At 55.2% G+C, this 14,778-nt stretch carries 16 protein-coding genes and 1 riboswitch; of the genes, 10 read left to right on the plus strand and 6 right to left on the minus strand.

Annotation, left to right across the window (positions count from 1 at the left end):
- Positions 1-69: 69 nt before the first annotated feature.
- Entirely contained in the window at positions 70-393 is a 324-nt protein-coding gene (locus P1X16_RS17720; RefSeq protein WP_277231635.1) for a rhodanese-like domain-containing protein, read from the minus strand.
- Between the two features lie 131 nt (positions 394-524).
- On the opposite strand from P1X16_RS17720, the gene pnuC reads away from it, so the two are divergent.
- From pnuC to P1X16_RS17740, 4 genes are all read left to right on the plus strand, one after another.
- A complete protein-coding gene (gene pnuC / locus P1X16_RS17725; protein ID WP_277232974.1) occupies positions 525-1,148 on the plus strand; it encodes a nicotinamide riboside transporter PnuC in 624 nt (207 codons plus the stop codon).
- 33 nt (positions 1,149-1,181) lie between these two features.
- The gene (locus P1X16_RS17730; RefSeq protein WP_277231636.1) at positions 1,182-1,745 is read left to right on the plus strand and encodes an ATP-binding protein; all 564 of its coding nucleotides are present in this window, start codon (positions 1,182-1,184) and stop codon (positions 1,743-1,745) included.
- Between the two features lie 253 nt (positions 1,746-1,998).
- Positions 1,999-2,874, plus strand: coding sequence for an aldose 1-epimerase family protein (locus P1X16_RS17735; RefSeq protein WP_277231638.1), 876 nt, complete (start codon positions 1,999-2,001; stop codon positions 2,872-2,874).
- A gap of 11 nt (positions 2,875-2,885) precedes the next feature.
- The gene (locus tag P1X16_RS17740) at positions 2,886-3,299 is read left to right on the plus strand and encodes a GNAT family N-acetyltransferase (RefSeq protein ID WP_277231640.1); all 414 of its coding nucleotides are present in this window, start codon (positions 2,886-2,888) and stop codon (positions 3,297-3,299) included.
- Positions 3,300-3,688: 389 nt separating this feature from the next.
- On the opposite strand, the gene P1X16_RS17745 is transcribed toward P1X16_RS17740, so the two are convergent.
- Positions 3,689-3,934 carry a hypothetical protein gene (locus P1X16_RS17745; RefSeq protein WP_277231641.1) on the minus strand — a complete coding sequence of 82 codons (246 nt, stop codon included), beginning with the start codon at positions 3,932-3,934 and terminating at the stop codon, positions 3,689-3,691.
- 278 nt (positions 3,935-4,212) lie between these two features.
- A riboswitch (TPP riboswitch) is annotated at positions 4,213-4,316 on the plus strand.
- A 60-nt stretch (positions 4,317-4,376) separates the two neighbouring features.
- Here P1X16_RS17745 and P1X16_RS17750 point away from each other — a divergent pair.
- Entirely contained in the window at positions 4,377-6,872 is a 2,496-nt protein-coding gene (locus P1X16_RS17750) for a TonB-dependent receptor (protein ID WP_277231643.1), read from the plus strand.
- A gap of 81 nt (positions 6,873-6,953) precedes the next feature.
- On the opposite strand, the gene P1X16_RS17755 is transcribed toward P1X16_RS17750, so the two are convergent.
- Positions 6,954-8,690, minus strand: a complete 1,737-nt coding sequence (locus tag P1X16_RS17755; RefSeq protein WP_277231645.1) for an APC family permease — start codon at positions 8,688-8,690, stop codon at positions 6,954-6,956.
- A gap of 199 nt (positions 8,691-8,889) precedes the next feature.
- On the opposite strand from P1X16_RS17755, the gene P1X16_RS17760 reads away from it, so the two are divergent.
- Complete coding sequence (locus P1X16_RS17760) at positions 8,890-10,122, plus strand: acyl-CoA dehydrogenase family protein (RefSeq protein WP_277231646.1); 1,233 nt, start codon at positions 8,890-8,892, stop codon at positions 10,120-10,122.
- A 117-nt stretch (positions 10,123-10,239) separates the two neighbouring features.
- Positions 10,240-10,731, plus strand: a complete 492-nt coding sequence (locus tag P1X16_RS17765) for a YfbM family protein (protein ID WP_277231648.1) — start codon at positions 10,240-10,242, stop codon at positions 10,729-10,731.
- A 156-nt stretch (positions 10,732-10,887) separates the two neighbouring features.
- Here the strand turns inward: P1X16_RS17765 and P1X16_RS17770 are convergent, their stop codons facing one another.
- Positions 10,888-11,307, minus strand: a complete 420-nt coding sequence (locus tag P1X16_RS17770; RefSeq protein WP_277231650.1) for a hypothetical protein — start codon at positions 11,305-11,307, stop codon at positions 10,888-10,890.
- Positions 11,308-11,469: 162 nt separating this feature from the next.
- Between P1X16_RS17770 and P1X16_RS17775 the strand changes: the two genes are divergently transcribed.
- Together P1X16_RS17775 and P1X16_RS17780 are read left to right on the plus strand one after the other, a co-directional pair.
- Entirely contained in the window at positions 11,470-12,069 is a 600-nt protein-coding gene (locus P1X16_RS17775; RefSeq protein ID WP_277231651.1) for a hypothetical protein, read from the plus strand.
- A 121-nt stretch (positions 12,070-12,190) separates the two neighbouring features.
- Positions 12,191-12,628 carry a hypothetical protein gene (locus P1X16_RS17780; RefSeq protein WP_277231653.1) on the plus strand — a complete coding sequence of 146 codons (438 nt, stop codon included), beginning with the start codon at positions 12,191-12,193 and terminating at the stop codon, positions 12,626-12,628.
- 83 nt (positions 12,629-12,711) lie between these two features.
- Here the strand turns inward: P1X16_RS17780 and P1X16_RS17785 are convergent, their stop codons facing one another.
- Positions 12,712-13,173: a DUF4268 domain-containing protein gene (locus P1X16_RS17785; protein WP_277231655.1), complete on the minus strand. Its 462-nt coding sequence runs from the start codon at positions 13,171-13,173 to the stop codon at positions 12,712-12,714.
- A gap of 165 nt (positions 13,174-13,338) precedes the next feature.
- Here P1X16_RS17785 and P1X16_RS17790 point away from each other — a divergent pair, with 165 nt between their 5' ends.
- The gene (locus tag P1X16_RS17790) at positions 13,339-13,683 is read left to right on the plus strand and encodes an HIRAN domain-containing protein (protein ID WP_277231657.1); all 345 of its coding nucleotides are present in this window, start codon (positions 13,339-13,341) and stop codon (positions 13,681-13,683) included.
- 101 nt (positions 13,684-13,784) lie between these two features.
- On the opposite strand, the gene P1X16_RS17795 is transcribed toward P1X16_RS17790, so the two are convergent.
- The gene (locus tag P1X16_RS17795; protein WP_277231658.1) at positions 13,785-14,744 is read right to left on the minus strand and encodes a hypothetical protein; all 960 of its coding nucleotides are present in this window, start codon (positions 14,742-14,744) and stop codon (positions 13,785-13,787) included.
- Positions 14,745-14,778 lie beyond the last annotated feature (34 nt).

The following is a 14,778-nucleotide window of genomic DNA, read 5'->3' on the forward strand; positions in this document are numbered from 1 at the left end:
CAGAAGTCGCTGAACACAGCACCTTCTGCCTAAACTTCTGCGCTATCTGCGGGCCATGAAGTCAGCCAATTAATACACTGCCACCGATGGGTCCACGCGCAAGCTCCAGGCGTGAATACCGCCGCGCAGGTTCAGCAGGTTGGTTTTGTCGTGGCGGTGCTGCAGGTAGGCCAGCGCTTGCATGGAGCGCACCCCGTGGTGGCAAATCAGCACGATAGGGCGCGTTTCGTCTAGCTCGTCCACTCGCTGAGGCAAGTCGCCGAGCGGAATCAGGTGGCTGCCTTCGATGCGGCAGTACTCGTATTCTTCGGGCTGCCGCACATCAATAAGCTGAATGTCTTCGCCGGCGGAAAGGCGCCGGTTCAGTTCTTCGGGTGTGAGTTCGGGGAGCATGGCGGCAGGAAAAGCAAGAGAAAAAGAAGAAAGCACAAAATTAGGTGGTGGCTCGTTAGCTTTGGCTTCTTCCTGTAAGCTGGTTAGAAGTAGCAGAAAGAGTGATTTTGGCCTTTTAGCTTTTCGTTTTGGTGCAGTCGTTGTACGAGTTTTGGACTGCCGCCGTCGGCAATAGTCCCTTGGAGTGGGTGGCCGTGCTAACTGGGTTTGCCTGCGTATGGCTAGCAGCCCGCGAGTCGCTCTGGAATTTTCCTGTAGCCATTGTGAGCTGCGGCCTCTACATCATAGTTTACCTGCGGGCCGGGCTGTACTCCGACTCTATGCTTCAGGTAATGTTTATCGCGCTGAGTGTATACGGCTGGTACGAGTGGCTCTACGGCGGGCGCGGCAAAACCGAATTGCCGGTGTCGCACACGCGGCGTAGAGAGTGGGTAGCCTGTGCGCTGTTTGTGGTGGGGTTTACGGTTGGGTTTGGCTATTATTTAGACCATAACACCGACGCTACCGTGCCGCATTGGGACAGTTTTACTACGGCTGTCAGCATGGCGGCGCAATACCTGCTCATGCGCAAACGCCTAGAGAATTGGTGGCTCTGGATTCTGGTGGACATTATCTACGTGCCCATTTTGTGGTACAAACAGCTTTATCCCACAAGTGCCCTCTATGCGCTCTACCTCGGCCTGGCCGTATATGGCTACCTCGAATGGCGCCGGGCCATGCGCAAAGAGCAGCTACAAATTCAGGAAGTGAAATAAAAAGCTTGCTGTTCGCCTTAAACTCCCTACTTCTTGTTGAAAACCATGCGGCGCGTCGCCATTACGGGGCCTGAATCTACGGGCAAGACTACGCTTAGTCGGCAACTGGCGGCGCACTATCATACTACGTGGGCGCCCGAGTATGCCCGCGCCTATTTAGAGGACAAAGGCCCTAGCTATACCTTGCCTGACCTAGAGGAAATAGCCTGCGGCCAGCTTCGCGAGGAAGAGCTAGCAGCGGCTGAAGCTCAAGCGCAAGGCCAGCCCGTTTTCTTCTGCGACACCGATTTGCTGGTGATAAAGGTGTGGGCCGAACACGCTTTCGGACAATGCCCCGACTGGATTTTGCAGCGCATCAGCCAGCAACACTACGACTTGGTGCTGCTGTTAAACGTGGATTTGCCGTGGGAACCTGACCCCTTGCGCGAGCATCCGCACTTGCGCCAGCACTTCTTTCAGGTCTATCAGCAAGCCTTACTAGACCAGCACGCAAACTTTGCCGTAGTCAGCGGGGCGCTAGAGCAGCGTTACGAGCAAGCCCGCTCGCTCGTAGATGAGTTGTTAGGCAGCCAAACCTCAATGCAGTTGCCAAACTAACTGTCATGCTGAGCGGAGTCGAAGCATCTCGCTAGTGTGGTATATACTACTTCCTGCATCAGCACGCGAGATGCTTCGGCTTCGTTGCACTGCGCTCAGCATGACAGTTACTTTCTTTGATGTCAGCGCGTGAGGCGCTGTGGCAAGAGTGCGCCAGATCAGGCAGGACGAGTTTATGAAAGCTTGGTTGGCTTCTGCACAACCTTTTTCCTGTTCGCTGCCTATTATCGTTAGTTCATCATCTATACTCTCCATGACCTACACCCTCGAAAACGAGCAGGCCCGCGTGACCATACAGGCTAGCGGCGCTGAATTGAGCAGTTTCATTCGCAAAGACCTGGATAACCTGGAGTACATATGGGAGGCCGACCCCGCCGTGTGGGCCCGCCATGCGCCGGTGCTTTTCCCTATTGTGGGGCGCTTGCCGAACGATACCTACACCTACCAGGGCCAGAGCTACCGCCTCACGCAGCATGGCTTTGCGCGCGACCAAGAGTTCATGCTCGTTCGCCAGATGCCGGCCGAACTAGTTTTGGAACTACGCACCAATGAAACGACACGGGCCCTGTTTCCTTTCGATTTCAGCTTGCTGATTAGCTACCGGCTGGCGGGCCCCATGCTTACTATTGGGTGGGAGGTAACTAACATCGGTACCGGTGAATTGCTATTCGGCATTGGCGCACACCCCGCGTTCCGCTGCCCGCTGCTTGCCGACGAGCAGTTCGAGGACTACGAATTCGTGTTCGACCACCCCGTTACGTTCGAGCGGCACTTGCTGGAAGGTGGCCTACTCAACGGCCAGACGGAGCCCATCTTAAACCAGGAAACCACCTTGCCGCTACGCTACGAGCTATTCGAGCAAGATGCGCTGGTTCTGAAGAACTTCGACTTCACGCACGTAACGCTTCGCAGCCGCCGCTCCGACCGCGCCGTGCGCGTCCGCTTCGACGGCTTTCCCTACCTCGGCCTCTGGACCAAAGGCCCCGGTGCCCGTTTCGTGTGCATCGAGCCCTGGCACGGCATAGCCAGCTCCGTCGGCGACTCCGGCGAACTGGCCGACAAGGAAGGCATCTTGACGCTACAGCCGGGCCAGGAGTTTGTGGCTTCCTATAGCATCACTGCCGAATAGTGCCCGCTGTTATGCCTGCCGTTGACATCCGCGCCATCAGTCCCACCAACACGTACGCGCTCCGCCACCAAGTGCTGTGGCCCGATAAGCCGCTAGACTACGTGAAAGTGGAAAACGATGACGCGGGCCTGCATTTCGGAGCTTTCGTCGGGGATGAGCTACTAGCCGTTATTTCGCTTTTCGTAGAAGGCGCCGAAGCTCGTTTTCGCAAATTTGCTACGCACCCTAGCTACCAACGGCAGGGCATCGGCAGCGTCCTGCTGCAACACGTCATGGTCGAAGCGCGCCGCCACGGTGCTACCCACATGTGGTGCGACGCCCGCCAAGACAGTGCTGAATTCTATGCGCGTTTCGGGCTGCTACCGGAAGGTCCGGTATTCTACAAAGGGCCAATTCCTTATGTGCGAATGGGCCGCGAGCTATAGATAAAAAGTAGAGCATAGGCTACAGTAGACTTTCAGTTGTCACCAACTCCATCTGTCATCCTGAGCTTGCGAAGGTCCTTCTCACGCTAGAACAAATCGTTGGTAGGAAAGCCGTTCTGTAGACATAAGGTCCTTCGCAAGCTCAGGATGACAGATGGAGTTGGTACCAGAAGAAACGGCTGCTCAACTACCCTCAACCTACGTCACTTGCTGCGCGGAAGCCATTTCAGCACTAGCTGCTAGCTCAACCTCAACTCAGAGTAAATAGCAACGACCCTTCTAGGATCTGTTTCTGTTGTTTCAGCCACGAGTAACAACAGAAAGCAGCGCTGGAAGGGTCGTTTGGTGTGGTGTAGTGTTGACGTTTTTCCGTAGGGTAATGCTAAAAGCTAGGAGAGGTGTGGCGCAGTGGGGCGCACAGGTCTTTGCGGTCGCCGGTTGTAGTCCGGTTCCCAATCGTTGATGGGGCGGGTAATGCCGGGTGGGAGGTCCAAATCGGGGAGGCCATCATCGAGCGGTTCTCCTCCGTCGTCGTCGCTGTCGGGCTGGGGCGGATTGGGGTAGCGCCGCCGTGGAATCAGCAGGAAATAGATGGTAATAGCTAGAACGACAAGTAGGTACACGAGGGGGGTCATGGTCGGAGGTAGGATGAAAGGACGAACGAGCAGACTAGCGGTGGGTGCCAAGTAAATAACGGCCCCATGGCTGTTGTTGTTTTCTTATCACCCAGGTTTGATCAATGGAAAGCCTTCCTAAGGTAATTGATTATCAATCGAAAGTAAAGACCTGCCGAATACTTCTTCTTGATTATCGCTCTAAACACAGCACTTGCCCTAAGTACAATCTTTTCAGCGAAAGGATATAGATTCTCTAGTTGGCTCGCAACAAAGGGCGGAAAGGGGTTACCTTTGCAGCATAAGTTTAGGGGTGCCCCACGCCAATAAGGCCGAGGCTGAGATCATACCCATTGAACCTGATCCGGGTAATGCCGGCGAAGGGAACAGACGATCCGCGAACGACACTACCGATGCGCCGACCCCTGGCGCTGGGTCCGTTCCACTTTTCCAGCTTTCATTTTTGAAAAGTTTACTGCTTTCCGGGACTGCGCTACTGGCGCTGCCCCTGCTTTCTTCCACGGCGTGGGCGCAGGGCCCTGTGTCGGGTACCGTAACCGATGCCCGCACGGGTACTGCTTTGCCCGGTGCTACCATCCTGCTCGACGGCGCGGCTAGTGCCGTCACCGATGCTGCCGGGGCTTTTTCCTTGTCAGCCGTGCCCGCTGGCGCGCACGAGCTACGCATTTCGTTTCTGGGCTACGAGCCCCTGGTGCGACGCCTGCAAGGGCAGGCCACTGAGCAGCGCCTCAACGCCACCCTGCAGCCGGGCGGCGTGCTTACCGGCGAGGCCCTCGTAACCGCTTCCCGCGCCAACAACCGCACGGCCACAGCCTACACCAACGTAAGCCGGGAGGAATTAGCCAAGCGCAACTTCGGCCAAGATTTACCCTACTTACTCGACCAGACGCCCTCGGTGGTGGTAAACTCCGATGCCGGCGCCGGTGTGGGCTACACCGATATTCGGATTCGGGGTACGAGCAACACGGGCATCAACATGACCATTAACGGGGTGCCGCTCAACGATGCCGAGTCGCACGGGTCGTTTCTGGTGAACCTGCCCGATCTGGCGTCGTCGGTAAGCAGCTTGCAGGTGCAGCGCGGCGTGGGCACCAGCCAAAACGGTGGGGCTGCCTTCGGGGCCAGCATCAACATCTCGACGCTGGACAACCGCCGAGAGGGCTACGCCGAGTCGCAGAACACCTACGGCTCCTTCAACACCTGGAAAAACAATGTGCAGTTCGGGACCGGGCTGCTCGGCGGGCACTTCATGGTCGATGGGCGCTTGTCGCGCATTGCCACCGATGGCTACATGAACCGGGCTTCCTCGGATTTGAAATCGTACTACTTTGCGGCGGGCTACCAGGCCAAGAACACGCTGCTGAAGTTCATCACGTTTTCGGGGCGTGAGAAAACCTACCAGGCCTGGAACGGGGTGCCCGAACCAGCCATTACCGGCAACCGCGCACTGCTGCAACAGTACATCGACAACGGCGAACTTTCGGAGGCGGATGCGGCGCGGGTGGTGCAAGAAGGTCGCCGCTACAGCTACTACACCTATGACAACCAGACCGACAACTACCAGCAAAACCACTACCAGCTGCACCTCACGCAGGGATTAGGTCAGGATTGGAATATTGGGGCCGCACTGCACCTCACGCGCGGCTTTGGTTACTATGAAAGCTACCGTGCCAACCGGCGTTTCTCGGCCTACAACCTACAGAACGTGGTTATCGGCGGCGACACCATCACCCGGACCAACTTGGTGGACCGCAAGTGGCTCGATAACTATTTCTACGGGGGCGCCTTTGCCCTCAACTACCAACCTCGCGACAACGACCGTTTTCAGGCCACAGTAGGCGGCGCCTGGAACCGCTTCACCAACGACCACTACGGCGAAATAATTTGGGCGCAGTATGCTTCCAATAGCACCATCGGTCAGCGCTACTACTTCAACGACGCCACCAAAACCGACTACAACGCCTACGCCCGCGCCACTTGGCAGGTACTGCCCAAGCTCGGCGTGTACGGCGACCTGCAAGTGCGGCACATCGAGTACGATATTGATGGCGTAGAAGACGACCAAAACGACGTAACCACGCGCGCCCGCTACACCTTTTTCAATCCCAAAGTCGGTGCTACCTATGCGCTGGCAGAAGGGCAGCAAGTCTACGCCAGCTTTGCCATAGGCCAGCGGGAGCCCGTCCGCTCCGACTTCACCGACCGCCCCGCCGGCGACCAAAGCGCCAAGGCGGAGCGCCTCGAAGATTTCGAAGGCGGCTACCGCTTTACTCGTTCGGATGCTAGCCTATTGGGGCCCAAAACCGCGTTGCGGTTCGAAGCCAACTACTTCTACATGAACTACCGCGACCAGCTGGTAGCTACCGGCCAGTTAAATGACGTAGGCACGGCCCTGCGCACCAACGTAGCCCGCAGCTACCGGACGGGCGTGGAGCTAACCGGCTTTGCCTCCGCCGACGATAAGATCAGCTTGAGCAGTACCCTCACGCTTAGCCGCAACCGCATCCTCGACTACCGCAACGTCATTTATGACGAAAACTACACCCCCGTTGTAGACGCGCAGCCACGGACCACGACTATTTCTTACTCGCCAGCGGCGGTGTCGGCGCACACGCTGGAAGGGCAGCCAGTGAAGAACTTGCGGCTAGCGCTGCTCTATAAAACCGTCAGCCGCCAGTACCTCGACAACTCCGCTAGCTTGGAGCGCAGCATTAAGCCGTACCAGGTGCTGGATTTTCGGGTGCGCTACACCATTCGGCCGGTGTTCGTAAAGGAAATCGAGTTGGGCTTGCTCGTAAACAACGTGCTCAACCGCGAGTACGTGGCCAACGGCTATACGTATGGCTACCCCGATGCCAACGGGCGCCAGCAAACGTTCAACTGGTATTTTCCGCAAGCTACGCGCAACTTCCTCGCGTCGGTGGGCGTGAAGTTCTAGGAAACCAAGCCCACGCAAAAACGCTCTGCGTTGCCGTAAGAAGCAGCGCAGAGCGTTTTGCTTTTTAGCTGAAATGTGTGCTCAGATAATTAGTCGAACGCCGCCTAGCTCGGAAACCTGGTAGGGAAATTGGTTGCCCGGGGAGCCAATGAACATGAAGTTTTTGGGTATCTGCCACTCTTTGGAGAGCCGGTCGATGAGCTCGGGGCCAAAGGTGTCGTTGATGGTAACAAAATCCACTTCAATCTGCTCGTAGGCACGGTCGAGCACGTGAATATCGGTCACTAGGTCCTGCGGATAGGTTTCGCCTTCTTTCAGCAGCGTTACAATCTTTAGGCGGTTGGTAAACTCGTTTTCCACCACGTAGGCCATGACTTTGTTGAGGTTGGACACGTTGTCGCCCTTGGTGAAAAAGACGAATTCCTGCTTGTGGAGTTCCTCTAGCTGGCGCCGAATAGTGGCTTGGGTGAGGTGCGAAATGCGGGGGGAGTGCTCGGCAAACGACTTGGCAGCGGCCAGCACCAAATTTAAAATAGCCGTCCGGTTGAGCATGGCCGATACCACCAGCATGGAGGGGAGAAAGTATTGCAAGAACACCACCAAGTAATCGGGCCGGATGCGGATGTTGCCGTAGAGAGCTGCCAGAACGCCCAGCAGCGCCAGCGAAACCGTAACGACGCTGGCGTACACAGGCCGGGGCAGTTTGGGGCGCTTGCTCTTAAGCAGGAAGTTGCCAAGCGCGAAAAAGGCCATTACCGACAAAAATGAGATGGTGTACACCCCAGCTAGCGGGCCTAGCTCGCCATTGGTGATGAGCAGCACCGAAAGGCACAGCAGGAAAAAGGTGATAAGAATCAGGTAGTTGCTTTTGCGGCCGTTTTCCTTGAGGAAAAACTGTGGCAGAATTCGGTCCAGGGCCATACGCTTCATCAAGCCGCTCACGCCCACAAACGACGTAAGCACCGCGCCGCTCAGCACAGCCACTGCATCCACCGAAATCAGCGTAGCAAGCCAGGGGCCACCCGTTTTGCTGCCTAAATGCGAGAGCAAGGTTTCGGTGTGCTGCCCTACTTCCACGAGGGGCAAGGCTGCCACCGCCAGAAAGGCCAGCAACGGGTTGAACACCGTCACGACTACCCACATGTTGCGCAAGGTTTTCTGGAACACGCCTTGAGCTTGCTCTTCCACGAAGTTGGCCGAGCTTTCGAACCCCGAAATGCCGAGCATGGCGGCGCTAAATCCAAGGAATAGCGCCGAAACCAAGCTGGTTTTCAATGGCATGTGCCAGTTGGCTACCAGCGTATCGATGCCGTGGGTAAACAAATACCATCCCGTGACGCCAACCAGCAGAGTAAGCGAAAAGATGTGCAGCAAGAAGATGCCCACCGCCACCACTGCCGATTCGGAAATGCCCAGAATGGTGAGCAGTAGAAATAATCCGAGCAGCAGTATCGTAGCCAGAATAATGGGCAGTCCGTGCCAGAGCGTATGCAGGTAGTGCATGGCTTCCGAAGCCGAAATAACCGCCGTAGCCATGTACGACAAGATGGTAAGGCAGGCCGCTACGGCCGCATTGCGCTTGCTGGTGGTGTTAAGCAGCACGTTGTACGCTCCGCCGTTAAGCGGCAGCGCGCCAACTACTTCCCCATAGATGCGGCGAAACAGAAACAGCACGGCCCCAACTACCAGCAGTGCCGCCCACGCATACTGACCGGCATACGCAATAGAAAGCGCCGACACGTACAGGCACGACGACGAAATGTCGTTGCCGCAGATAGCCGTGGCTTCTAATTCGTTGAGTTTTTTCTCGTGGCTCATAGGGTGCGAGTACAGAAGTCGATTGGAGGATGGGTAGCTCTACGGAGGAAACCAATTATTGGAAAGAGAAGGGCACGGAAATTTCAGTGGCGTCCTCGTGCGTGGCGCCGCCTTCAGGCCCGAACCATACCTCGAAGTCGCCTGTTCTGCATGCTGAAACCCCTATCTTTGAGTGTATATCCCCACCCAACCCTCTGCCATGTCTTCGCAAGCTGACGTCCTCTCTCCCCAGGCCAAAGCCGCCAAACCCCACGGCTCCACCAACGCTGCTGGCTTCACCGATTACTTCGACCTCGACGGCCTGCTCACCGAAGAGCACCTGCTCATTCGGCAGAGCATCCGCGACTTTGTAAAAAAGGAAATCAGCCCCAACATCGAGAAGTGGGCGCAGGACGCGCACTTTCCCTCCGAGATTGTCAAGAAGTTCGGCGACGTGGGGGCCTTCGGTCCTACCATCCCTACGGAGTACGGTGGCGGCGGCCTCGACTACATCAGCTACGGCCTAATCATGCAGGAAATCGAGCGGGGCGACTCGGGTATGCGTTCCACGGCTTCGGTACAGGGCTCGTTGGTGATGTTCCCGATTTACGCCTATGGCTCCGAGGAGCAGCGCCGTAAGTATCTGCCCAAGCTGGCCTCGGGCGAGTGGCTCGGCTGCTTCGGCCTCACCGAGCCCGACCACGGCTCCAATCCCGGCGGCATGGTCACGCGGCTCGAAGACAAAGGCGACTACTACCTGCTAAACGGTGCCAAGCTCTGGATCAGTAATTCGCCCGAAGCGCAAGTGGCCATTGTATGGGCCAAGGACGACAACGGCCGGGTACGCGGCGTGATAGTAGAGCGCGGCATGGAAGGCTTTTCCACTCCCGAAATTCACAATAAGTGGAGCCTGCGCGCTAGTACCACCGGCGAGTTGGTGTTCGAAGATGTGCGCATCCCCAAAGAGAACGTGCTACCCAACATCGACGGCCTCAAAGGACCCTTGTCCTGCCTCGACTCCGCCCGTTTCGGTATTGCCTGGGGTGCCATCGGCGCCGCCATCGACTGCTACGAGTCGGCCCTGAAGTACTCGCTGGAGCGCACGCAGTTTGGCAAGCCCATCGGCGGTTTCCAATTGCAGCAGAAGAAGCTGGCCGAGATGCTTACTGAAATTACCAAGGCGCAGCTAATGGCTTGGCGCCTCGGCACGCTCAAAAATGAAGGCAAAGCCACCAGCGCCCAAATCAGCATGGCCAAGCGCAACTCCGTGGATATGGCTCTGCACGTAGCCCGCGAAGCCCGCCAGATTCACGGCGGTATGGGCATCACCGGCGAATACCCCATCATGCGCCACATGATGAATCTAGAATCCGTCATCACCTACGAAGGCACCCACGATATCCACCTGCTCATCACAGGCGCGGACATTACCGGCATCCAGGCGTTCAAGTAAAGCAATAGTTTCCTGCAATAGATAAGAGCAGCCTGCCCTTAACCGGGTTGGCTGCTCTTTCGCTTTATTAGTGGTCCAATCAATTATCCTTAAAGCTTACCTGCGTCCACTATGAGTATGTGTAGCGTCCTTCGTCAGATCGATGAAAAACAAGCGAAAAGTTTGCTGAAAAATCCAGATGACGTATTTGACTTTGTTGACGAGGAAGTGTTAACCGACGAAGAGCTAGATCTAGATAAGACCTGGCATGGAATCCATTTTCTACTAACCAATACTGTATGGGAAGGGGAGGAGCCGCTGTGTTTTCTTGTGCGCGGCGGGCAAGAGGTTGGTAACGAAGATCATGATGTTGGGTATGGTCCGGCCAGAATTCTGAGGCAACCGGAGGTAGCAGCTTTTGCGCATGCTTTGGCAGCAATAGAAGTAGCGGAATTCAAGAACCGATACAACGCTGAGAATTTGTCGAAACAAGAAATCTACCCCGAAGTCTGGAATGACGAGGACTCGGCAGAAAATAGAAGTTGGCTAGCAGACGGCTTCGAGCAACTGCGAGAATTTATTAGCCGGTCTGCAAACTCTAATAAAGCATTGCTTATTTGGCTGCAATAGATTTCTTATTCGTCTACCTAATCATTATGCCGGTAGCGCTAAATACTATAAGACGTAAGTATTCAGAAGCTTTAGAATATTATTCTGTGCTTAGCCTTCTAAAAAGGAATAGCCACTCTGGCAAAACCAGAGTGGCTATTCCTTTTTAGAAGGTGCTTATTTTGTTGGCTGTTGATCTTTGCGAAATAAATACTGAACAGACATACCCTGCTGAGTGGTATTTACTAATACCCATCCTTGATTGCTCAACTCGTTAAGCTTTCTTACCTCTGCCTGGTAAATGAAATTGCGCCCGAATCTGGCTCGACGTATGCGTACAGAAGTAGAATCAGCCGACGTGTTTTTTACTGTGGTATTTATCTGACCCTTAGAAAAATTGTACTTAATAACTGGCAGTTCTTCGGTGGTGATTGTTCCGTCAGGTTCAATAACTGTCAACGACGGCTTAGGCTGCCCACCTGTTGTATAATCCACTTCTCGTACTAGCATCAAGTAACCAGGTTCAGAATCTTTCTGTTGACCGTAAGAAAGCCCAGTTTGTAATAGCAAAGCGGCAGCAAGGAAGAATTTTAGCATGTACTAAGTAATAAAAGTTGAGGTGTAGCTATTCTGAAGTTGCTTGGAACTGAGTTGCAGCAAATATTACAGTCGATAAGAGTCAAGGATGATGCCATCTAGGTACTTAACAATATCAGTTAAGAGGCTCATTTTTTCACAAGGATTTATAGCTGCTAAACATTGGGCCTCGATTCAGTAGAGCTTATATACACCGTCGAGCGATATTTCAATATCGAAATCAAGGATGCAGAAGCCGAGCAGATAGGTACGGTCGGTGCAATGGTGGCTTGTGTGGCTGCGCACCTACAAATAGCCCCGGACACAGCGGCTTCTTCGGTTTACCAAGCCATGCACGACAACGTATGCTGTTACCTGAAACAATTGCTTCCGCAGCAAATGATTATTACGGCTGCTACGCCGTTGAGGGAGATAGTGAAGTTCGCTGATTGGGACGCGGCTTTCTTCCAGCGGCAGTTAGAAACAGGTCTTGGGCTTGAAGTGCCTACGTTGCTTTACACCTGGCCGGTTGGAGGGCTAGGTGTACCATTTCGCTTTTTCGGCAGCAACAGAAGGCAGAAGCCACAGCAGGTATCAACCACCTTTAAGGACTTAATTGGCTGGTTGCTAGCAGCGAATTATAAAACGGTTTTTGTGCTGCCTTGGCTTTCGTACTACGATGTGCAACAGGCAGCAGTGGGCCTTATTAGTGAATGCTTAAGCGTACCGGTGCCGGAAATTCAGTTAACGGACAGCTTTACCAATGACCTAGGGGTAGACTGAACCGTGGCCGTACCTGCTGCTGAGGTTGGAAAGACAGAGTGCACATCCAAGCGCATTTGAATGTGGCCAACTGATATCAAGATTCGTATAAACTTGATATCCACCAATCTACCTCAACACTATGGAAAATAATCAGCCGCATGAAAATGCCGAGTCGCGTCGGCAGGAGCGCCGCGAGCATGACAAAGAACAGTACCGCAAGGAAGGTAACGAAATGGGCCAAGGAGGCCCCGACCCAAACCTGCAGCACCACGACCGTACCCGTTCCGGCGACGGCAGCTTCACGCCCGATAGCCAAGCCGAAACCGGTTCTACGGACGGCATTGCCACTACCATAAGTGGCGACGGCGGCAACAACGGCGGCCGTTACCACAACCTCGACGAAGTGAAGGCCAGCTCTACTCCCAATGCCGACCAAGGCGGCACGACGGGCGCAGGGCAAAGCCGGGAGCCGCACTTACGTACTCCTAGCGCGCAAACATCGCACACCAGCAAAGGCCCACGCGGTGACCACGGCGGAGATGGCAGCCAAGGCAGCAAGAGCGGCAACCAATCCTAAGAATCACCCCAAAGTCTAGGGTATGAAGACTGGAAAGACGGCATTCATCAGGATGCCGTCTTTTTTATGGGGCTGTAGCAGAACTACCGAAGCTCATCAAACGCGTACTGCGCTGTGCTCCAGAACTCGTCGAGCGCGACCAAGCGCGGCTTGAAAAAAGAGATAAGCTTAGACCAGTCGTCGCGGTTGAATAAGTTGACGGGCTGTAGCTCCTGGTAGATGCGGCTAATGGATTGGCCGTTGGCGTCTTCCGTATCCGCTTCCCACTGCCAAGTCTCGCCTAGCGTCTCGTGCAGCATGGCTTGAAGCTCCCGAAATTGCTCGAAAAACAATTCCCGAATTCCGGCATCCGGGTGCGTTAGCTCGATGCCAATCGATGCGCGGCGTCCATCGGCATGCAGCCGAAAATACACGTGCTTGAGACCAGTCTTGTAGTTAATCCAGTTGGTCGGGACTCCTTCAGCCGATGGCACCGGGGCCATATACTGTCCGAACGTAGTCCAGAAGGCTTGGCGAATTTGTGAAACTTCTGTTTTGCTGTACATAATGGCATGATGGCGCCGCTGAATAGGCTAGGAACTGAATAGCGCAGCCCTAGCTGCAGCAAATAAAATACGAAAGTGGTAACCGGGCTGGCCGAAGATTTTTAGGAAGCTGTTACGAAGCTCAAGGCTACTTCTTTACTTTACGTCCTCACCAGTCTTGTTTCTATGGCCGCTCCCGACTCTTCCGCTCTTGTTTTGCTTGAATGCTTAGTGGCTGGTACCACCCACCGACCCGGCCTGCCCAAATTTGAACCGCAGCTGCAAATTGGGCAGCGCCTGGTACTAGCGCGTGAGGCCGACAGCACCTACGACGATTGGGCAGTGCGCGTCCTAACCGCCGACTCTGACCCAATATGGCTGGGCTATCTGCCCGAGGGCCGCAATGAAACTGTAGCTCGTCTGCTAGACGCTGGGTTTCCGCTCGAAGCCCGCCTCAATCACAAAGCCTGGGAAGAAGAATGGCTGCACCTAGAAATTGAAGTGCTATTGCTACCTAACAAGCGGCAGTAACTACAACTGTCATTCCGAGGCACGAGGAATCTGAGGAAGCACGTTCAACTATCTAGCTCGGATTCCTCGTGCCTCGGAATGACAGACATAACTAAAAGGCCCTACAGCCAATCAGCCAAGGCCAGCACTTGCTGCCGGGCCGCTAGCAAAGCAGGCTCCTGCGGAAACGTATGCTGCACCCACCGCGTGAAGCCGCTCACCATCTCACCCACCGCCTGCCGATGGCTCGGCACTGGCGCGGAAACTTCTTCGGCGGGCCGCGCCGGAAACAGACCTTCCAGCCCCAAGCGCTCCAGCACTTCCGACACGAACACCATGCCGCACACCTGCATGGCCTGATAGAGCTGCACCAGTTCTGCAAGGCTCAATGGCAGTTCTTCGGCGGCTTGTAGTTTGCCTAGGCGCTCAATCATGGGCTCTAGGGCCGCAGGTTGCAAGTTGGGCATTGCGGCCACCGCGCGCAGAAACGCATGGTCGCCGGCTTCGGGCAAGGAGTGGACCAGGAGCAGCGCCAAACGCACCATTTGCAACTGCGCCTCCGAAAACCGGATGGTAGCCGCCATGGGCGCCGGCGCCGGATGAGCCGCAACGTACGCCTGAAACACCTCTTCGACCCGCAGCCGGTGCAAACCTAGCAGCATCTCCGCAGGCAGTTGTTGCTCGAGCGTAGCCAAAAATGCGCCGCTCAGCTCCTGGCAGTAAGTTTTCAATTGCTGCATCTGCGCAATGCCAATACTCATTTGGCGCCGCACATACGCCATGACGGGCTCTGCCAAGCTGGTATCAAGCGCAAGGCGACCTAGCAAAAGTAAGTCGTACAACGGGCGGGGCTGACTTTCGAGCGTTTGCAGTAATTGCTCGTGGCTGGCAATTGTGTTGAGCTTGGTAACCTGCTCGGTGGTCAAGCCAGTGAGCGTGACGAGTTGGCGAATCGAAGCATCTTGTGAGCGACTAAGTAGTTCCAGGCAAGCCATACCATGCAGGGAGAGGCAATGCGCTAGTTGGTCGTAAAAGTCGGCAGGAAGCGTCTGAAGCCAGTTGTTGGAAGCGGAAGAAGGCATGCGGCAGCAAAAGCAATGGAAGCTGCAAGTTACG

This window comes from Hymenobacter sp. YC55 (assembly GCF_029433095.1).
Lineage (GTDB): Bacteria > Bacteroidota > Bacteroidia > Cytophagales > Hymenobacteraceae > Hymenobacter.